Source organism: Qipengyuania sp. S6317L1 (assembly GCF_023015615.1).
Taxonomy (GTDB): Bacteria; Pseudomonadota; Alphaproteobacteria; order Sphingomonadales; family Sphingomonadaceae; genus Erythrobacter.
Genome location: NZ_JALKAJ010000002.1, coordinates 395,567 through 414,225 on the forward strand (window position 1 = coordinate 395,567; position 18,659 = coordinate 414,225).

Sequence of the window (18,659 nt, forward strand, 5' to 3'; positions counted from 1 at the left end):
TAAGCTAGCGAAGGATGCGTAGAGGCCCGGCCATTGGCGTAAAGCACGAACGAACGGCCCCTCGCGCCGTATTGGCGCGGGATGATTGGTCGAAGCGGCGATGGATTTATGCGTCCTCGGGTCATCTGCGATGGGAAGGCAGATAGTGCCCCCTTGAGGTAAGGCATTGAACGATTGCGGGATTTGAGGGCCGCGCAAGGTACCTCAGGCACCTGCCAATGCCGGCTCGTGAAACGCGCCGTGATCGACCACATCAAGCGCCGCCAATTGTGCCGCTGATGATGTAATGATTTGCGAGGGCTGCCCACCGGCCTTATCCACCTCAACCGCGACTGCCCGCTCAAGCGATTGGGAAAGCGGCGACGGGATCCGCACCAGCGCGAGAAGCGCGTTGATCTCTGCGCTGCTGATGCTTGCGACTTCCTGCAATGTCGCGCGCATCTCGATCACCGGATTGACCAGATCGCGCAGAGCATCGCCAGTGTTCACACAGTGGCAGTCGAGTTCTGCACCAAACAGCCCGTTGATCTCATCCAATGCTTTGGCCGCCGCGTTCATAAAGTGCTGTTTGGCGTTTTCGACGTGATAAAGATCGCGAAGGTGCAGTTCGGTCCAGCTCTTGTCCCCCGCCTTTGCCGCGGCGCGCGCATGGTCGATGATATCGCTTTCTGCTGTCGAAAGCCGCTCAACTTCGGCAATGGCCGACAGATAACGCAGCGCGCCGGGATCGAGGTCTGCGGGAAGCGCGAGTTTGCGCATCGGCAGGGCGGCAACATGTTTCTTGTAATCGGTGATCTTGGGGTCAATCCCGCCAACAACCGTTGTCGCCCCTGCTTGGGTCAGGACCAATGCACCTGCGACAAGAACGCTGCCCGTGATGGCAACAAGGCCTGCCTTGGCGGTTCCGGTTGCAGTGGACGGCAAAACCGCGCTGACCGCGAGACCGCCCACCATCGCCGCTGCGAGTATGGAAAGACCGCAAGATGCCATCGCCGTGCCACAGGCAACCTTGTTCCAGTCAATTGTCAGGTCAGCCAGATCAAGCCCGGCAAAGTCGGGCACATTGCCGCCGCCGCCAATCGCAGTCACACTCGGGCTTTGACGCGGCGGGTTGCCACACTCACCGACCAGCCACGGGCTTTCAGGCCCGGGGAGTTTTGCGAGTGGATTTCCTCCAAGCGGTCCTCTCCAAGGCATAAAGCGTGTTCCTCAAACTGGTGCGTGCATCGCCTTGAAAGCGAGCGAAACCGGCACTGACTATCGGCCGCAAGGGAGGCTGGGAAAGCCATATGGCCGCGAATTGAGAACAAATTTATCGCACCGCAACATAAGCCAATGTGAAGTTAGTCACACTGTTACAACTTGTGACATGGGTGGCGCCGGATCGGAGTTTGCCGGTCGGCGATGAGTGCAGATCAGGCATAGGGCCGACTAACCGGCGGGGCCCTCAATATCGCCGCCATCGCACTCATCACTCGCTGCTTCGGCTGTCGCCGAGCACTCGCCCAGCGCCTCGAAATAGGTCTGCAAAGCCTGCGCATCGCCTTGCAGCGCTTTGCGAAGCTGTTTCTCCGCCTCGTCGGATGCCTCGCGCACAAGACCATCTGCCATGACATCGAGCCGGAAGAACTCTGCGCTCGCAATCGCATTGCCCAGGCCCAGTTCGGGGGGAAAGCTCTCCATCGCGGTCGCCGGAAAAGCGCCATCATCGAGAGCGTCGGCATGCAAGCGCCAGCGGCCCACGCACTGCGAGGCTTCTTTGCGGGTGTAGACACCGGTCTTGCGCGCTGCGCCGCTGCGCAAATGCTCAAGCGCCATGCCCCAAGGGATAGTGGGCTGCGAGCCGATGCGCGGGTTGTGCGCGGTGCACTCGATTTCGATTTTGGCACCAGCGGCAAGGTCCTTCACCGCCATGGTAGAGCGCACGGGATAGCGACCTTCTTGAAAGAACTTGGCGTACACCGCGTTGAACGCCCCAAAGTCGTCGATATCCGCCAGCCAAACGGTGCATTTGAACAGCGCATCGTGGGTGAGGCCATATAGCGCCAAAGTCTCCCCAATCCGCTCCATAGCCCGCCGCGTTTCAGCCTCGATGCCGGTTTCTTCGGTCTCGGTAATCCGCCGCGGAAGGCCGAGCTGCCCCGCAAGATAGAGCGTATCCCCCACCTGCACCGCCCGCGAAAACGGCGCGGAGGAGGCGGTGTTGGGGAGGAACTCGGGGGTGGTGGCTGGCGCTCCTTGCGCAAGGGCTGGCGCGGCGGCGAGCGCTAGGGTGAGGAGTGCGGTTAGGGTGGTGATTGGGTGGGGCATGAAAATACGTCTCAACCAACTTCAAACATGAGGCTCATCTTGTTCGTATTCCTTCGCAAACAAAGCATGCACCCTCTTTATCACCATCAACAGAGTAAGCATGAAATGCGAATACAGGAACACAGCGAAAGCGGACTCGAATTGATTGCTTTCGTCAAATACCGAAGCGGCAAGAAACAGCGTCACAGATATGGCTGATAAGACAATCAAATAAGAGATGTTAGAGTTAGTTTCCGAAATCAATTTTCGACTTGCCTCTACCCGCTCTGCAACAAACGTCTCATCATATTCATCCCTAGCTGCCCTGCTTTTCGAAAAAATCCCAAACAGTGCAATCTGCACACTAAACAGTAGGGCGGAGAAAATTGAGAAGACAGCTATTGATTGGGAGAAAATCGAGTCTTCGAGCACCACAGGCGACCAAAATGCAAGGACTGCGAGCCCTACTGGTACGATATAAAAAACGAACAAGTCCGTGATCGAGATATATCCATTCCGCGCATTTCTAAGCGTCGACATGTGATCAATCACGATACGGAATATATTGATCTTCATTTCTTGTAACCAATCAAGGCTTCGTGGAAGTGCTTTAGCAAAGGCTTCGACACCTTGTCCAACGACGCAATGGTTGGATGACCTTCATCAAGCACTAGGTCCTCCTCGTCGGTCACATCAATAACACCAGCTTCGCCCTGACTTCCGATCATAGTTACCTGCTTCGAAGCGCCGTTCAGCTTCACTTTGACCGACGCTTTGTCAAACTCCTCAAACGAGGCAATAGAATAGCCTGCTTTTCTTACCTTCTCAGGGGTAAGCTCTCTCAAAACCCCGAATGATGCCTTACCTTTCGCAATAAGCGACAGTTTAACGTCGTACTCCGCTGGTGCATCGTCTCTATATGCATCAACTTTATCGCTTGAGACCGAACGCTTAAGTAAGGTCATTTCTTTGACAGTGCCGCCCTGGAACGGATCAAGTCCGACCTCAGCTGGCATCAGCTTTTTATATCTGACGCTAAGCTCAGAGGTATCCTCAATATACTTTCTGAAAGCTAGCTGGATAAGGTTCACACAGGACCGAACACCAAAAGACTGAAAACAAAAGATGAGATAGCGCTCGCCTTTGGGACGATAAAATCGGAAGTACAGAGGAATTTATTCCAAGTGGTTGTTTTTACGCTTAAACTCTTCTTCTCGCGTCTTCAAATCGACGAAGCGGCTCGTGATTCCGTGTATTCCATAAGTTATTCTGCCCGAGACTTTTCGCGGTTTGCTTTGGTCAGGTACCTCGAAGAACCAACCGCGTTGTGCGTCTTCTATGGTCGTCACCTGCTGATGTTTCACGACAAACTCGTTCAACAAATGATCATCATTTTGAAATAGTCTTCGATCATCATTCATCAATGAAGGAGCACCTCGGCCTTCATGAAATGAAACCCGATAAAACCGAAGGCCAATAGTGTTTGCCATTATGGAATCTTTCTTTGCTTATTTGTACGTAGTGTTTCCACGAAGGATTCAAAAAAGCAAAGGCAACAGCCTATTATTCCTCAGACAAACACAAATCGCCCTCCCTTTTTCGTAATGACAGAGTCATCTTACTCGCATAATCGCTCTCGCTGAGCTTATCGAAGTACGATTGGCGAACCCAGTGCTTACCCTTCGGAGTCGAAGACTGCCAAAGGCCACCGGCTCAGGGCGAACGGGTGTTTGGTCGCATGAGCGATGGATGGCTTGGAGTTCGAACTCACTCCGCCGCATCCTCCGGCAAATACAGCTCGCGGCCTTTCTCGTCGTAGAGTTTGGACATCTCCTCCATCCCCTTGATCGCGGCTTGCCTGCTGGCCTCGGCGGTCTCTGCGCCCAGTTTCTCGGCTGCTAGAAAACTCTCGGGGCTTTCGTTTTGCTTGGCGGCGAAGTCGCGGACCTCTTGGCTGATCTGCATCGAGCAGAACTTGGGGCCGCACATGGAGCAGAAGTGGGCGGTTTTTGCGCCCTCTGCCGGGAGCGTCTGGTCGTGGAACTCTTCCGCCGTTTCGGGGTCGAGGGACAGGTTGAACTGGTCGCGCCAGCGGAACTCAAAGCGTGCTTTTGACAGGGCATCATCGCGCACTTTGGCGGCCGGGTGGCCTTTGGCGATGTCGGCTGCGTGGGCGGCGAGTTTGTAGGTCACCACGCCCACTTTCACGTCGTCTCTGTCAGGGAGGCCGAGGTGCTCCTTGGGCGTGACGTAGCAAAGCATGGCGGTGCCGTACCAACCGATTTGTGCAGCGCCTATGCCGCTGGTGATGTGGTCGTAGCCGGGCGCAATGTCGGTGACGAGCGGGCCCAATGTGTAGAAAGGCGCCTCGCCGCAGACCTGCAGCTGCTTTTCCATATTCTCTTTGATCTTGTGCATGGGGACGTGGCCCGGCCCCTCGATCATGACCTGAACGTCCTGCTCCCAAGCGCGGTGGGTGAGTTCGCCCAATGTGTAGAGTTCGGAGAATTGCGCCTCGTCATTGGCATCCGCGATGGAGCCCGGGCGCAGGCCATCGCCCAGCGAATAGGCGATGTCATAGGCTTTCATAATCTCGGTGATGTCGTCGAAATGCTCGTAGAGGAAGCTTTCCTTGTGGTGCGCGAGGCACCATTTCGCCATGATCGATCCGCCGCGCGACACAATGCCGGTGACGCGCTTTGCCGCCATGGGGACATAGGCGAGGCGAACGCCTGCGTGGATGGTGAAATAGTCGACGCCCTGCTCGGCCTGTTCGATGAGGGTGTCGCGGAAAATGTCCCAGGTGAGCTCTTCGGCCACCCCGCCCACTTTCTCAAGCGCTTGGTAAATTGGCACGGTGCCCACCGGCACGGCTGAGTTGCGGATGATCCATTCGCGGGTGTCGTGGATGTTGCGGCCCGTGGAGAGGTCCATGATCGTATCCGCGCCCCAGCGGGTCGCCCACACCATCTTGTCGACCTCGGTCGCAACGTCTGAGGCGACGGCGGAATTGCCGATATTGGCGTTGATCTTGACGAGGAAATTGCGCCCGATCGCCATAGGCTCTGTTTCGGGGTGGTTGATGTTGTTGGGGATGATCGCGCGGCCGCGTGCGACCTCATCGCGCACGAATTCAGGCGTGATGACATCAGGAATTTCCGCGCCCCAGCTTTCGCCATCGCGCACAAAGTCCTTGGCAAGCTCGCGGCCAAGGTTCTCGCGCTCGGCGACATATTCCATCTCAGGGGTGATAATGCCTTTGCGGGCGTAGTGGATCTGGGTCACGTTCTGGCCCGCTTTGGCGCGCAAGGGGCGCTTCACCACATTGGGGAATTGGGGGACGCCGCCTGAACGGTCGGGACCAAGCTGGCCGTTGTCCTCTGGCTTTACTTCGCGCGCGTCATATTCCTCAACATCGCCGCGCGCCTTGATCCAGTCGGAGCGCAGACCAGGAAGCCCTGCGTTAATGTCGATATTCGCATCGGGGTCGGTGTAGGGGCCGGAGGTGTCGTAGACGCGCACCGATGGCTCATCGCCCTCAAGGTCGATCTCGCGCATGGCGACGCGGACGCCAGAACCCGTGCGCGCACCGACATAGACCTTGCGGCTGCCGCGAATGGGTCCGGTGGTGACCCCGATTTCGACAGGTGAATTGATGTCGGCCATTATTGCTCGCTCCTTAAGGCGGATGGCGAGCGTATGGTCTATGCCAGGCCCGCTCCCTCCGCCTGTGTTAACAGGTTCAGGTTCAACGGGTCGGACGGTGCTTACACGTCCCTCTCAGCGAAAGCTCGCTCCCCGGGGATGCGATGTGATTAGCGCAGGATGCCTGAAAGCGAAAGGGTTAAGAGAAACCGCGCGCCTTTGCTTCTTGCATAAATCGTCGCCAGCCCAGCTTATCCGAGCCTTCATCAGCCCATTCACGTAACCCCAAGGTGCCGAGGAAAGCCGCGAAACGGTCAGAGCCGATCCCATAATACGCGCCCAATTCCTGTACGATGGCTGGGGAGAAATCATGCAATGAGAAGAAGTCGATGTGGGATATCTGCGCGGCTTTAGCATCCCATGCGGCAAAGACGGCGGAAATGAAATCCGCTTGCATAGCCTCGCTCGATCCGAGGAGCTGCGAGCTCGGAAATCCGCATTCGAGAATACGCACAGGCTTTTCCCGGGCGAAAGCCACCATCGCTTCGAAATCGGTCGCAATCTGGTCAAGCGGCTTCACCGAAAAGTCCGGCCTGAGAGGATAATAGGTCAGCATCGCAGCGTCCGCATCTTGCAACAGCGCGCGGTATTCGCTTCGCGCTGGCTCCTCATTGATCACGCCAAAGGTGGCTTTGCTGCCGATCACAAGGCCTTTACGCATCGTTCTCAATGCAGGGGCAACCTTCGCAAAAAAAGAGCGATAGGCCGCCCATGCTTCGGTATCGGCGGCGAGGGTCGCGTCAATTTCATTGCCCATCGAAAAGCACGAGATCGCCACATCGGCGAGATTATCGATCACCCACCGCGCCACTGTAACATATCGCTCAACCACTGCCGGATCATCATAAGCCAGGCCTGCAAGGTCCGGGGGCCTGCGATCAGTATTGGTGTCTATCCCTGAAAGAGACACAGTCAGCGGAAACCTGCGAAGATTGTAGAACTGGTTGGCGATACTCACAAAATTGGGGTCTGGGTCAAAAACACCGGGAGATGTTTCGATCTGATCCCAATACAGGCTAAGCGATGAGTTGCGCGCACCGGCCTCTTCCAAAAGGTCGATCACGGGATTGAAATCCCCGGCCTCTCGCTCGGTCGGGACGAGGCCAAGGATGCGGTTTCCAGCGGGACTTCGCGGCACCGCCGAGGGCGGAAGATCTTCCATTTGAAGCTTGGACGGACCGCTTTGCTCCGACCCGCAGCCAACCAGACCAGCCATCGCACCGGCAATAAACAACCGGCGATCAATCCCATCAAAGACGCGTAACTCTGATCTTGCCATGCGGTTGATTGTCGCCTGACGCACGTTGGTGTCAAGGCATTGGCCCAAAGGTCGCAATGAGAGGGTTGGATCAGTCTTCTTTGGCAAGCGTCAGCAGACACACCGCCAGCAGCACCGTCGCGAGCACGCCGGAACCGCCAGCGATTGGCAAGTCGCCCGAAAAATCGCGGCCCATCGCCATGGAGAGCATGTTGCTTACAAACGCGACCGCGCCGGCGACTGCGGCGAGCCCGCCAAGTGCTTTGGCGCCCTCGGCAAGTTTCGCCATGCCGAAAATGATCGCCGCGAACGCGATCATCGCTTTGGCGGCGTTATAGACCATGAAGGAATAGGCGACGACCGATGCGGCAGCTGGCTGCATGCCATCAACCGCTCCGGCAGCCTCGAAGAAGGGGCCGAATTGCGTAAGGCCAATGCCGACCTGAATGATGTTCAGCACGGCCGCAAAAGCAATCGCGACAAAGCCGATGTGCAAGGCTTTCGCCTGCACCATCGCCGTGCCAGCGAACAGCGCCGTCATCACGAAAAGAGCCGCCTCAAAACCCCATATCAGCTGGCGCGGCACATCGGCCTCAGCCGCGTAGAGCGCAGTGTAAGCGCCTTGCGTGACCGCTGCGATCAGCAGCAGGACAGCCGTCAGTTTGACGTTGCGGTCGAATGAAAAATCCATTTTCGAAAAAGCCCCTGTGCGCATTGTTATCCCAAGGCGGTTCGGGACATCGCGCCCGAAGGTTACAGACTTTCATGCCCCTTGCGAGAATTTTGTTCCCATGGAAAAGGTGCGCGCGAGAGAGACGAGAGAGGATGCCCAGATATGCCCTTCAAGATGACCGAGATGGTGGGATGCGAATTCCCGCTGTTCGCCTTTAGCCACTGCCGCGATGTGGTGGTCGCTGCAAGCCGCGCAGGGGGTTTCGGGGTCCTGGGGGCGGTGTCTTACACGCCCGAACAACTGGAGCAGGAGCTTCAATGGATTGACGATCACGTGGATGGCAAGCCCTACGGTGTCGATGTTCTCATCCCCGAGGTGCAAGCAGTCGATCATTCGGTCAGCGCAGATGAAATTGTAGCAAAAATTCCGAGCCAGTACCGCGACTTTACAAGGCAATTGCTGCGCGATGCAGGGATCAGTGAAGAAGCAGGCGCGCCGCAAGGCGGCAGCCAGGCGCCGAACACTTCATTGGGGCAGGAACTGCTGGAGGTCAGCTTCAATCATCCGGTGCGCCTGATCGCCAATGCGCTTGGCACGGCGCCTCCTGAAATGATCGCAGCGGGCAAACGCCACGGTATTCCCGTGGCGGCTCTTGTCGGGGCAAAGGAACACGCGCTCAAACAGGTCGAGGCGGGCGTCGACATCATCGTTGCCCAAGGCGGCGAAGGCGGCGGGCATTGCGGCGATGTATCGACCGTGGTGCTGATCCCTGAAGTCGTGCGCGCGATCAAGGACGCTGGCGCGGATATTCCGGTGTTGGCCGCTGGCGGGATCATGACCGGCGAGCAGATGGCCGGAATGATGGCCATGGGCGCGGCAGGTGCGTGGTGCGGGAGCGTATGGCTCGCCTCACCCGAGGCAGAGACAACGCCGGTCTTTCGTGAAAAAATGGTCGCAGCCGGATCGCGCGACACCATCCGTTCCAAGCACCGCACGGGCAAATTTTCGCGGCAGCTTAAAAGCGAATGGCATGATCGCTGGGAGCAGGTGGGGCTTCCTGCCCTGCCCATGCCACTGATGAGCCTGCTTGCCGAACCCGTGTTGCGCGCGCTTGATCAGGCGGCAGTTTCGGGCAACCCTCAAGCCCGGGCGCTTTCAAGCTATTGGGTCGGCCAAGGCCTGGGACTGGTCGAAGACCAGCGCGGCGTCGGCACCATCGTGCAAGACTTCAAGGAAGGCTTTGCGCGCGGGGTCGAACAGCTGAGCCAATCGCTTGAGTAGGGCCCTCGCGCAGCTATTCGATGACGCGGCCACGGACCATGACAAAGTCCACGTCTTCGAGAACCGTCACATCGGCAAGCGGATTGCCATCAACCGCGATAATATCAGCGGAATAGCCCGCCTTTAGCTGGCCGATAGAATCACCCATGCCAAGGACATTGGCGGCGACGGTTGTGGCGCTTGCAAAAGCCTCCCGATTGGTCAGACCGCCTTTTACCAACAAGCCGAATTCGCCTGCATTTTCACCATGCGGGAAAACGCCTGCATCTGTGCCAAAGGCGATCGGCACGTCCAGTTCGCGCGCGCGGCCGATCAGGCTTTCCGCGTAGGTTGCAACCGCTTCGATCTTTTCCTCGACCACTGGCGTATAGAAGTCCTGACCCAGCTTGCTCGTGACACCCTGAAACGCCATCAAGGTCGGGATCAGCGTCACATTATTGTCCCGCATCGCCTTTGCCGAACCTTCATCAAGATAAGTGCCGTGCTCGATTGTCTGCACGCCTGCTTTCGCCGCCGCCTCGACCCCGCGTGCCCCATGTGCATGAGCGGCGACGTTGAGGCCAAGGAGCTTGGCCGTGTCGACAATCGCCTCCATTTCAGCTGACGTGAAATGCTCTTCAAGTCCCCTGCCCTGCTGCGAAAGCACGCCTCCGGTCGCGGTAATCTTGATCAGGTCAGCGCCATATTTTGACGCTTGGCGGACCTTTGCGGCGCACTCGACAGGACCGGTGCAAGTATAGCCAGATGTCAGCACATCATCGACGTGCTTGTGGAAACCATTTACGTCCCCGTGGCCGCCAATGATCGAGATCGTCTGCCCTGCGGTGATCACTCGCGGGCCGGGAACGATGCCTTCTTCGGTCGCGCGGCGCAGCGATTGCATCACCTGATCGGTCCGGCTGCCGAGGTCGCGGATCGTGGTAAAGCCCGCCAAAGCCGTAAGCCGCGCGTTCTTCGCCGCGATCAAGGTATAGTATTCAGGCGGGGTCGTAGCCGCGCGCCAGAATTCCCCCGAAGGATCGCCGGACAGATGGGTGTGCAGGTCAATCAGGCCGGGCAATACGGTCTTGTCTGAAAGGTCAATCACCGTGTCATCTGCGCCAATGACGACATCACTCGATCCCGCTTCGACGATTTCAACAATCTTGCCGTCCTTGACAAGGATCAGGGCTGGCCCGGTCGGATCGCTGCGTGCATCGACGATAACGCTCCCCGCCTCGATCACGGTCATCTGTGCCATCGCAGGCGACGCGAACACAGCCAGTGCCGCGCCAAAGGATGCGTACAGTGCGCGGGAAGGGTTGAACTTCTTCATGGAACGAGACCTCTCTTCATATTCTTTTCGCATCCGTGATGGAACGTGACACCCGATCTGACAAGCGTGCTTGTTTGCTTACAGAGGAGTGCGAGCGTCCCGGATCATGCTCCGGCAGCGCCGGCTGCTTGCCACTCGGCAATCGCATCAATGGGGAACAGCAGCATGATAACGGTCAGCGTCAGCCCGTCGCGCACAACCCATGCCGCCAGCACCTCGAGCACAATCGCGCCCACAATCGTGACCTTAACCGGCAATCGCATCGCGAGGTAAAACCCGAAGGCCATCCAGCCGATATCGGCAAAGGAGTTGAGCACGCTGTCACCCGAATACCCCCAATTGGCCGTGACCGAACGAAAACGCTCGATCACCATCTGGGTGTTCTCCAGCACTTCCCAAGCGGCCTCAAGGAACACCGCAAGGGGCAAACCCCATTTGACCGCTCCCTCGCCGCCGATTTTCCATTTGGCGAACAAAAGCCAACCAAGGGCGTAGAAAATGGGGCCGTGAATGATGTGGCTTGGCGTGTACCAATCGGCGATATGCTTTGAATTGCCCATTGAGTTGATGTCGCCATGCCACAGCTTCACATATCCGCATTCGCAGATCGGCGGACGCCCCATTGCAAGCAATATTCCCACGGTCAGAACCGCGATAGCGATGGAGACGAAAATTGTCGTGCGCGTCGGAGTAAGCGTGGCCATGCCGCAAACTTCTGAATCAAAGAAACAAAATACGCAAGGCTCCTCAGATACTGCCGCACTGCAAGATTGCCCCCACACCCGCCAGCGCCTAGGGCATCTAGCTTTGGCCCTGTTGAAATAAGTGGTGTGCGACATGGTTTGTTCAAAATTTTTGCCTTCAAGAAGCGAGTGCGGGTGCATAGCGGGCACTATGTGCCAAGCGAGGGACGCTGAAGGCGGGAATTTTGAACAAATCCCTTCAGGACGCGGTCCAATTTGGAGCCTGACGTCGTCATTCGTCACTTACGTGGCCCCACCACGCGCGCTCCTCATTCCTAGCCAGACACCAAATTGGACCTCGCCATGACCACACCACTTATGTCAACAGGGCCTGAATGACCGACTCACAAGTGGATTGCGTAATTGTTGGCGGCGGCCTTGCGGGCGGATTGATTGCGCTTGCGCTGCACCGTGCGCGTCCGGAATTTCGCATCCGCGTGATCGAGGCTGGCCGCACGATCGGCGGCAACCACCGCTGGAGCTGGTTTGACAGCGACCTTTCCGATGAAGGCCGCGCGCTGCTCGCGGCCTTTCGCCAGACCGATTGGGTCGATGGCTATGAGGTCAAGTTTCCAAAGTATCGCCGCAAGCTGAAGACCACCTATCGCTCGATGGCATCGCCCGATTTCCACGAAGGGTTGTTGCGCGCGCTGCCCGAAGGTTCGGTGATCTTGGGCCGTAAAGCGGCCAGTCTGGACGCGCGCGGCGTTGATCTTGCCCCTTCGCAATACGAACCTGCCGAACGGATAACGGCGCGCAGCGTCATTGACTGTCGCAGCTTCAAGCCCAGCGAACATCTCAAAGGCGGCTGGCAGGTGTTTCTGGGGCGCCACCTTCGGCTTGATGAACCCCACGGTGTCGAGCGGCCGGTCATTATGGACGCAACCGTCGATCAACTCGCGCCCCACGGCAATGGCGGCTCATACCGCTTTGTTTATGTTCTTCCCCTGGGCGGCCACGATGTCTTCATCGAGGACACCTATTACGCCGATGATCCGCTGCTCGATCGCGGCGCGCTCTCAGGACGGATCGACCAGTATGCCCGCGCAAATGGCTGGCAGGACGGGGTGCCCGTTCACCATGAGGCGGGCGTTTTGCCGGTCCTCACCGGAGGCGACTTTGCCGCCTATCAGGACGAAGTGCGCATTCCCGGCGTCGCGATTGCGGGCGCGCGCGGTGGTTTCACCCACCCGCTCACCAGCTATACCATGTGTGTCGCGGTCGAAAATGCACTTGCGATTGCAGAACAGGCCGATCTTTCAGGCGAGCAACTCGCCGCTTTCTTCGATGCGCGGGCCCGCCGTCACTGGAGAAAGACGGGATATTACCGCTTGCTTGCACGTTTCCTCTTCTTCGCGGCCAAGCCGGAGAAGCGCGTAAAGGTTTTCCAGCGCTTTTATGGTCTTCGCGAGGGCTTGATCGAGCGGTTCTATGCCGCCCGGTCGAACGCCTTTGACAAGGTCCGCGTCTTATGGGGTGAGCCCCCCGTAGCTATACACTCGGCCATTGCGGCCATGTTCAAATCGGGTCCGGCATTGAAGTCGGAGAAGTCTGATCGCGGCACACAGCAGGCCGCGCAGACAAACGAACTGCAAAAGGAAACAGGGGCATGAACGCCGATCAAAATATGGCTCCAGGGCTCGACTTTACACCGCCGATGAGCGGAGAACGCGGCATCAATCCGGTGATCGCGGAAAAGTATAAAGGCAAGACAGCCTGCGTCATCGGGTCTGGTTTTGGCGGCATGGCCTTGGCGCTGCGCCTGCAATCGCACGGTATTCAAACGACAGTTGTTGAATCGCGCGACAAGCCGGGTGGACGGGCCTATTTCTGGGAGAAAGACGGCTTCACCTTTGACGCTGGCCCCACGGTCATCACCGACCCGCCATGTCTTAAGGAACTGTGGGAACTGACCGGCCATGACATTTCTGAAGATGTCGAGCTGATGAAGGTGCACCCCTTCTATCGCCTCAACTGGCCCGATGGCACCAACTTCGACTACTCGAATGTTGACGAGGAATTGAACGCCGAAATCGCGAAGCTCAATCCCGACGATGTCATCGGTTATCAGCGCTTCCTCGAATATTCGGCGCGCGTGCACGAAGAGGGCTATATCAAGCTTGGCACCAAGCCCTTCCTCGATTTCAAGAGCATGCTCAAGGCCGCGCCTGCGCTCGTCAAAGAAAAGGCCTGGCGCAGCGTTTACGACATGGTTTCAAGCTACATCAAGGATGAGCGCCTTCGCGAAGCGTTCAGCTTTCACACGCTGCTTGTCGGTGGTTCGCCAATGAAAACCAGCGCGATTTACGCGCTCATTCACAAGCTTGAAAAAGATGGCGGCGTTTGGTGGGCACGCGGCGGGACCAACCGCCTGATTGCCGGAATGGTGCGCCATTTCGAACGCCTCGGCGGAACGATGCGCGTGGGCGACGCAGTCACTCAGGTGCACACGCAAGGGACCAAGGCGACCGAGGTGGAAACCAAGTCCGGCTGGAAACAGCGGTTTGACGCGGTCTGCTCCAACGCTGACATCATGCACTCCTACAAGGACCTGCTCGGGCAATCAGACCGGGGGCAGAAATACGCCAAATCCCTCTCCCGCAAGAGTTATTCGCCATCGCTTTTCGTCGTCCACTTCGGGCTTGAGGGCACGTGGCCGGGTATTGCCCACCACATGATCCTGTTCGGCCCGCGCTACAAAGGGCTTGTGGACGACATCTACAAGCACGGCGTCCTGCCGCAGGATTTCTCGATCTACCTCCACCACCCGACCGTCACCGACCCCTCAATGGCGCCCAAGGGCATGAGCACCTTCTACGCGCTCGTCCCCGTGGCGCACATGGGCAAGATGCCGATCGATTGGGACGTGGAAGGGCCCAAGTTTGAAAAGGCAATCCTCGATGAAGTGGGCCGCCGCCTAATCCCGGACATTCACGACCGGATCGTCACCAAGTTCTCTTATGCGCCCAAGGATTTCCAAGCCGATCTCAACGCCCATATGGGCAGCGCCTTCAGCCTTGAGCCGGTCTTGTGGCAAAGCGCCTATATGCGCGGCCACAACCGCGATGACGTGATCGACAATTTCTACCTCGTGGGCGCGGGCACCCACCCCGGCGCTGGCATCCCCGGCGTTGTGGGAAGCGCGAAGGCTACCGCTGGTCTGATGCTTGAAGATCTGGCGGTGAAGTGAACGGTTACCTTTTGACAGGTCGCGTCCGTCCGCTAGGAGTACGGTCGTGAATTTTGCTACCGAAGATTACGCTCACCCATGAAACGTCTCGCTGTCTACTGCGGTTCGGCAACGCCCGAAGACCCGCGCTATATGGAACTCGCCACGCAAGTCGGCAAAACGCTAGCGACGCGCGGCATTGGCACCGTTTATGGCGGTGGTCGCCTTGGCCTTATGGGCGCGGTCGCCAAGGGCGCTCTCGATGCTGGCGGCGAAGTCATCGGGGTGATCCCCGAAGCGCTCGCCAATAGCGAGGTCGCCAATCACGATTGCACCGAGCTTTACACCGTCTCGGGCATGCACGAGCGCAAGCAGCGTTTCACCGACCTCTCCGATGGTTTTGTCACCCTGCCCGGCGGCGTCGGCACCATGGACGAGCTGTGGGAAGCGATGAGCTGGGCGCAATTGGGTTACCACTCGGACCCCGTAGGGATTCTCAACGCCTTTGGCTTTTACGACGATCTCATCGCCTTCAACGCCAAGATGGCCGAGGTCGGCTTTGTCCGTCCAGCGCACCAGAACATCCTCGTCGCCGCGACTTCGATTGAGGAATTGCTGGACAAAATGGCCGCTTACGAACCGCACACGCCGATCTTCCGGATGAAGGCGGATGATTTGTGAGCGACAAGGCGCGCCCTTTCGTCCTTAACGAGCTGCGGGCAACCCCTTCCGTTCCGGGCGGTGGACGCAATAGGGCGGCTCTGGTCGAGAAGGCGCGTGTCGCAATCCGAGAGGGTTCGCACTCTTTCCACGCCGCGGCGCGATTGTTCGACAAGACCACGCGCGAGCGCGCCTGGCTGCTCTATGCCTGGTGCCGCCGCTGCGACGACATTGCCGATAATCAGCACATGGGCGGCGAATTGGGCGACCAGTCAGATGCCAAGCAACGCATCGCCAAGATCCGCCTGCTCACACAGCGCGCGCTCGACGGCTACCCCACCGCCGACCCGGCGTTCGACGCCTTTGGCCTCGTCGCCTCCGAGGTCGGTATCACCGCGCAAATGGCCGAGGACGTAATCGCGGGCTTCGAGCTTGACGCTGACGATTGGCGCCCTCGGACCGAGGCCGATATGCTGCGCTATTGCTACCACGTGGCAGGCGCGGTCGGCGTGATGATGGCGGTGGTCATGGGCGTTGATCCCAAGGATCAGGATACATTGGACCGTGCCAATGATTTAGGGCTAGCCTTCCAGCTTTCGAATATCGCCCGCGATATTGTCGAAGATGACGCGGCAGGACGCTGCTATCTTCCGATCCAGTGGCTGGTCGAGCAGGATATCGAGCCCGGCCAGCACACCAAACCCCACCACCGCGAAGAACTTGCCGAAATGGCCGCACGGCTGGTGGAACTGGTCGAAAAACACGAAGCCGCCGCGCGCGTGGGAGCCGAGCGCCTCCCCTTCCGCAGCCGCTGGGCCGTGCTATCGGCAGCGCGCATTTACGGCGCAATTGGCCGCAAGGTGCGCGAGCGGGGGCCTGAGGCGTGGAACAGCCGCACCGTCGTGCCGCGCTGGGAAAAGGCGCTTTATGGCATGCGCGCCTTCCTCTCCGCCGCGATCAACCGCGAAAAGCACCCTGATGGCGAGATCACTTGGGGCATCAAGGACTTCCGGCCCTCCTGAACCCTCCAGCAATCCCGGCGAAGTGGGTAAGGCAAGTAGTTTCCATTGTAATAAAATTGCGCTACGTCTCTCGCCCATGAGAGGACCCTTGATTTTAGCAACAGCGCTTCTTTGCGCCGCCCCCGCTTTGGCCGATGATGATCCAGCGCAGGAGGCAAAGCTCGCGGTCAACGGTTTCATGAACGCAATCGCCAGCGACGATAAAACGGCGCTTGCCGATCATATGGTCCCCGAGGCGATGATCTTCGTGCACAACCGGATGGACCCTGCCAACCCGCGCGTCGATCACCTTACCGTGGCACAGCACCTTGAAAACTGGGCCAAGCGCGATGCGCGCTATATCGAGGACATGGCTTTTACCAGCGTGCTCTTGGACGGCGATATGGCCCATGTTTGGGGCCCCTATTCCTTTTGGGTGAATTACGAGCTTTCCCATTGCGGGATCAATTCGCTCAACCTTGTCAGAACCCAAGACGGCTGGAAAGTCGCCAATACAAGCTTCACGATGGAACGCCCGAGTGAATGTGAACGGCTCGGCGTGCCGGGCTTCCCCGCAGAAGAAATCAGAGACGACCAGTAATGATCACCAAACTCCTTATCGCCAACCGGGGCGAGATTGCATGCCGGATTATGCGCACCGCGCGTGAAATGGGCATAGCCACTGTCGCGGTTTATTCCGACGCCGATGCCAAGGCACTGCACACGCGATCTGCTGATGAGGCGGTGCATATTGGCCCCTCGCCTGCCGCTGAAAGCTACCTTGTGGGCGCAAAGATCATTGCGGCGGCCAAGGAGACGGGCGCGGAGGCGATCCATCCCGGTTATGGCTTCTTGTCCGAGAATGCAGATTTCGCACGCGCTGTGATTGAGGCTGGGCTCATTTGGGTCGGACCAAAGCCGGAGAGCATCGAAGCGATGGGCCTGAAGGATGCCGCCAAAGAGCGCATGATTGCTGCGGGCGTGCCAGTGACGCCGGGCTATCTGGGCGAGGACCAATCATTGGAGCGCCTCTCCGCAGAGGCCGAGAAAATCGGATACCCCGTGCTGATCAAAGCTGTTGCAGGCGGCGGCGGTAAGGGGATGCGCAAGGTCGATGCGCCCGAGGACTTCGCAGCTTCTCTTGAAAGCTGCCAGCGCGAGGCCAAGGCGTCCTTTGGGAATGATGAGGTCCTGCTTGAGAAGTGGATCACCTCCCCGCGCCATATTGAGGTGCAGGTCTTCGGCGATAGCCACGGCAATGTCGTTCATCTGTTTGAGCGCGACTGCTCGCTCCAACGCCGCCACCAAAAGGTGATCGAAGAAGCCCCGGCCCCCGGCATGGACGAGGCCACCCGCGAAGAAATCTGCCAAGCCGCCGTGCGCGCTGCCAAAGCGGTGGACTATGAGGGCGCTGGCACCATCGAATTCATCGCCGACGCGAGCGAAGGCCTGCGCGCCGACCGCATTTTCTTTATGGAGATGAACACCAGGCTTCAGGTCGAACACCCCGTCACCGAAGAGATCACCGGCGTGGACTTGGTGGAATGGCAGCTGCGGGTGGCCAGCGGCGAGCCGATTCCGCTGAAGCAGGAAGAGCTTTCGATTGACGGCCACGCGATTGAAGCGCGGCTTTATGCCGAGGACCCGGCGAAAGGGTTCTTGCCGAGCACGGGGCGGCTCACACATTTCTATCTTCACGATGGGGACCGCGTTGACACGGGTGTCGAAGAAGACGACGAAATCTCGCCTTTCTATGACCCTATGATCGCGAAGATCATTTCACATGCAGCAAGTCGCGACGAGGCGCGAACCGACTTGATGCGGTCACTTTCGAAGTCGTTTGTCGCTCCGGTCAGGACCAATAGCGGCTTCCTTTTTGCGTGCCTAGAAAGCGACGAGTTCGCGGAAGCGGATCTTACGACTGGTTTCATCGAGAAGGCAGGCGATGCGCTTCTACCCGCTTCACTGCCTAGTAAGGCAGCAAGAGATCGAGCTGCTGCAACCTATCTTGAGGCCAGTTTTGCCTTTGAGGATCTGCCATCAGTCGTTCTTCCCGAAGGCCTACAATCGTTCAGGCTCAACGCGCAGAGCGCTCAATCCTTGATCATGGAAACACGCGGGGAATGTGTTTCTGGTTCTTCGGACGAAGCCATTGGAGCATTCCCGGATTCCGGGCCATTCCACACTGCCCTTTCCGACACTGAGGTTATCGTAACCGAACGCGGAGAGGCATTCGTCTTTGTTGCTCCTCCTAGGGGCGATGCCTCCGGCTCCGCCTCCGCAGCAGACGGCGCTATCCTCGCGCCTATGCCGGGCAAGGTCATCGCTGTGGACGTGGCCGAGGGCGACCAAGTCACCGCTGGGCAGCGCTTGATGGTCCTGGAGGCGATGAAGATGGAGCACGCGCTCACCGCGCCCTTTGATGGAACGGTGACGGGCCTCACGGCGAGCGAAGGCGGGCAGGTGCAGGTTGAAGCGGTGCTGTGCGTGGTGGAGCCGTCGCAAGTGGATGAAGGCTCATGATCCTCCCCGAACTGGGGAGGTGGCAGCGCGAAGCGCTGACGG

17 protein-coding genes and 1 riboswitch are annotated in these 18,659 nt (G+C 58.5%); of the genes, 7 read left to right on the forward strand and 10 right to left on the reverse strand.

The window, feature by feature from the left end; genetic code table 11:
• Positions 1–204: 204 nt before the first annotated feature.
• From MWU38_RS03200 to MWU38_RS03235, 8 genes are all read right to left on the reverse strand, one after another.
• The gene (locus tag MWU38_RS03200) at positions 205–1,197 is read right to left on the reverse strand and encodes a hypothetical protein (protein ID WP_247270386.1); all 993 of its coding nucleotides are present in this window, start codon (positions 1,195–1,197) and stop codon (positions 205–207) included.
• 234 nt (positions 1,198–1,431) lie between these two features.
• Complete coding sequence (locus tag MWU38_RS03205) at positions 1,432–2,310, reverse strand: RidA family protein (RefSeq protein WP_247270387.1); 879 nt, start codon at positions 2,308–2,310, stop codon at positions 1,432–1,434.
• 21 nt (positions 2,311–2,331) lie between these two features.
• Positions 2,332–2,865: a hypothetical protein gene (locus MWU38_RS03210; protein ID WP_247270388.1), complete on the reverse strand. Its 534-nt coding sequence runs from the start codon at positions 2,863–2,865 to the stop codon at positions 2,332–2,334.
• Positions 2,862–3,380 (reverse strand): hypothetical protein, encoded by a 519-nt coding sequence (locus MWU38_RS03215; RefSeq protein ID WP_247270389.1) that lies wholly within the window; start codon positions 3,378–3,380, stop codon positions 2,862–2,864. The genes MWU38_RS03210 and MWU38_RS03215 overlap by 4 nt, the downstream gene beginning before the upstream one ends.
• An 84-nt stretch (positions 3,381–3,464) precedes the next feature.
• Positions 3,465–3,779 carry a hypothetical protein gene (locus tag MWU38_RS03220; RefSeq protein WP_247270390.1) on the reverse strand — a complete coding sequence of 105 codons (315 nt, stop codon included), beginning with the start codon at positions 3,777–3,779 and terminating at the stop codon, positions 3,465–3,467.
• Positions 3,780–4,056: 277 nt separating this feature from the next.
• Positions 4,057–5,955, reverse strand: a complete 1,899-nt coding sequence (gene thiC / locus MWU38_RS03225; RefSeq protein ID WP_247270391.1) for a phosphomethylpyrimidine synthase ThiC — start codon at positions 5,953–5,955, stop codon at positions 4,057–4,059.
• A 34-nt stretch (positions 5,956–5,989) separates the two neighbouring features.
• Positions 5,990–6,100, reverse strand: a riboswitch (TPP riboswitch).
• A 33-nt stretch (positions 6,101–6,133) separates the two neighbouring features.
• A complete protein-coding gene (locus MWU38_RS03230; RefSeq protein WP_247270392.1) occupies positions 6,134–7,273 on the reverse strand; it encodes a hypothetical protein in 1,140 nt (379 codons plus the stop codon).
• A gap of 70 nt (positions 7,274–7,343) precedes the next feature.
• Positions 7,344–7,943, reverse strand: a complete 600-nt coding sequence (locus MWU38_RS03235) for a thiamine biosynthesis protein ThiC (protein ID WP_247270393.1) — start codon at positions 7,941–7,943, stop codon at positions 7,344–7,346.
• 144 nt (positions 7,944–8,087) lie between these two features.
• Between MWU38_RS03235 and MWU38_RS03240 the strand changes: the two genes are divergently transcribed.
• The gene (locus MWU38_RS03240; RefSeq protein WP_247270394.1) at positions 8,088–9,206 is read left to right on the forward strand and encodes a nitronate monooxygenase; all 1,119 of its coding nucleotides are present in this window, start codon (positions 8,088–8,090) and stop codon (positions 9,204–9,206) included.
• Between the two features lie 13 nt (positions 9,207–9,219).
• Here MWU38_RS03240 and MWU38_RS03245 read toward each other — a convergent pair whose 3' ends face one another.
• The gene (locus MWU38_RS03245; protein WP_247270395.1) at positions 9,220–10,521 is read right to left on the reverse strand and encodes an amidohydrolase family protein; all 1,302 of its coding nucleotides are present in this window, start codon (positions 10,519–10,521) and stop codon (positions 9,220–9,222) included.
• A 104-nt stretch (positions 10,522–10,625) separates the two neighbouring features.
• Complete coding sequence (locus tag MWU38_RS03250; protein WP_247270396.1) at positions 10,626–11,225, reverse strand: DUF2585 family protein; 600 nt, start codon at positions 11,223–11,225, stop codon at positions 10,626–10,628.
• Positions 11,226–11,599: 374 nt separating this feature from the next.
• Between MWU38_RS03250 and crtY the strand changes: the two genes are divergently transcribed.
• The 6 genes from crtY to MWU38_RS03280 all read left to right on the forward strand — a co-directional run bounded on the left by crtY (position 11,600) and on the right by MWU38_RS03280 (position 18,617).
• Positions 11,600–12,877 (forward strand): lycopene beta-cyclase CrtY, encoded by a 1,278-nt coding sequence (gene crtY, locus MWU38_RS03255; protein ID WP_247270397.1) that lies wholly within the window; start codon positions 11,600–11,602, stop codon positions 12,875–12,877.
• Positions 12,878–12,921: 44 nt separating this feature from the next.
• Positions 12,922–14,454: a phytoene desaturase gene (locus MWU38_RS03260; protein WP_247271231.1), complete on the forward strand. Its 1,533-nt coding sequence runs from the start codon at positions 12,922–12,924 to the stop codon at positions 14,452–14,454.
• Positions 14,455–14,532: 78 nt separating this feature from the next.
• On the forward strand, positions 14,533–15,114 hold the full coding sequence (locus tag MWU38_RS03265) for a TIGR00730 family Rossman fold protein (protein WP_247270398.1): 582 nt from the start codon (positions 14,533–14,535) through the stop codon (positions 15,112–15,114).
• A 32-nt stretch (positions 15,115–15,146) separates the two neighbouring features.
• Positions 15,147–16,115 (forward strand): phytoene/squalene synthase family protein, encoded by a 969-nt coding sequence (locus tag MWU38_RS03270; RefSeq protein WP_247271232.1) that lies wholly within the window; start codon positions 15,147–15,149, stop codon positions 16,113–16,115.
• An 88-nt stretch (positions 16,116–16,203) separates the two neighbouring features.
• The gene (locus MWU38_RS03275; RefSeq protein ID WP_247270399.1) at positions 16,204–16,695 is read left to right on the forward strand and encodes a hypothetical protein; all 492 of its coding nucleotides are present in this window, start codon (positions 16,204–16,206) and stop codon (positions 16,693–16,695) included.
• Positions 16,695–18,617, forward strand: coding sequence for an acetyl/propionyl/methylcrotonyl-CoA carboxylase subunit alpha (locus tag MWU38_RS03280; protein WP_247270400.1), 1,923 nt, complete (start codon positions 16,695–16,697; stop codon positions 18,615–18,617). The genes MWU38_RS03275 and MWU38_RS03280 overlap by 1 nt, the downstream gene beginning before the upstream one ends.
• Positions 18,618–18,659: the final 42 nt, after the last annotated feature.

Bases quoted from the DNA above. Each gene is read 5' to 3' on its own strand.
- MWU38_RS03200 (WP_247270386.1), bottom strand. From the start codon at position 1,197: ATGCCTTGGAGAGGACCGCTTGGAGGAAATCCACTCGCAAAACTCCCC.
- MWU38_RS03205 (WP_247270387.1), bottom strand. From the start codon at position 2,310: ATGCCCCACCCAATCACCACCCTAACCGCACTCCTCACCCTAGCGCTC.
- MWU38_RS03210 (WP_247270388.1), bottom strand. From the start codon at position 2,865: ATGAAGATCAATATATTCCGTATCGTGATTGATCACATGTCGACGCTT.
- MWU38_RS03220 (WP_247270390.1), bottom strand. From the start codon at position 3,779: ATGGCAAACACTATTGGCCTTCGGTTTTATCGGGTTTCATTTCATGAA.
- thiC (WP_247270391.1), bottom strand. From the start codon at position 5,955: ATGGCCGACATCAATTCACCTGTCGAAATCGGGGTCACCACCGGACCC.
- MWU38_RS03230 (WP_247270392.1), bottom strand. From the start codon at position 7,273: ATGGCAAGATCAGAGTTACGCGTCTTTGATGGGATTGATCGCCGGTTG.
- MWU38_RS03235 (WP_247270393.1), bottom strand. From the start codon at position 7,943: ATGGATTTTTCATTCGACCGCAACGTCAAACTGACGGCTGTCCTGCTG.
- MWU38_RS03240 (WP_247270394.1), top strand. From the start codon at position 8,088: ATGCCCTTCAAGATGACCGAGATGGTGGGATGCGAATTCCCGCTGTTC.
- MWU38_RS03245 (WP_247270395.1), bottom strand. From the start codon at position 10,521: ATGAAGAAGTTCAACCCTTCCCGCGCACTGTACGCATCCTTTGGCGCG.
- MWU38_RS03250 (WP_247270396.1), bottom strand. From the start codon at position 11,225: ATGGCCACGCTTACTCCGACGCGCACGACAATTTTCGTCTCCATCGCT.
- crtY (WP_247270397.1), top strand. From the start codon at position 11,600: ATGACCGACTCACAAGTGGATTGCGTAATTGTTGGCGGCGGCCTTGCG.
- MWU38_RS03260 (WP_247271231.1), top strand. From the start codon at position 12,922: ATGAGCGGAGAACGCGGCATCAATCCGGTGATCGCGGAAAAGTATAAA.
- MWU38_RS03265 (WP_247270398.1), top strand. From the start codon at position 14,533: ATGAAACGTCTCGCTGTCTACTGCGGTTCGGCAACGCCCGAAGACCCG.
- MWU38_RS03280 (WP_247270400.1), top strand. From the start codon at position 16,695: ATGATCACCAAACTCCTTATCGCCAACCGGGGCGAGATTGCATGCCGG.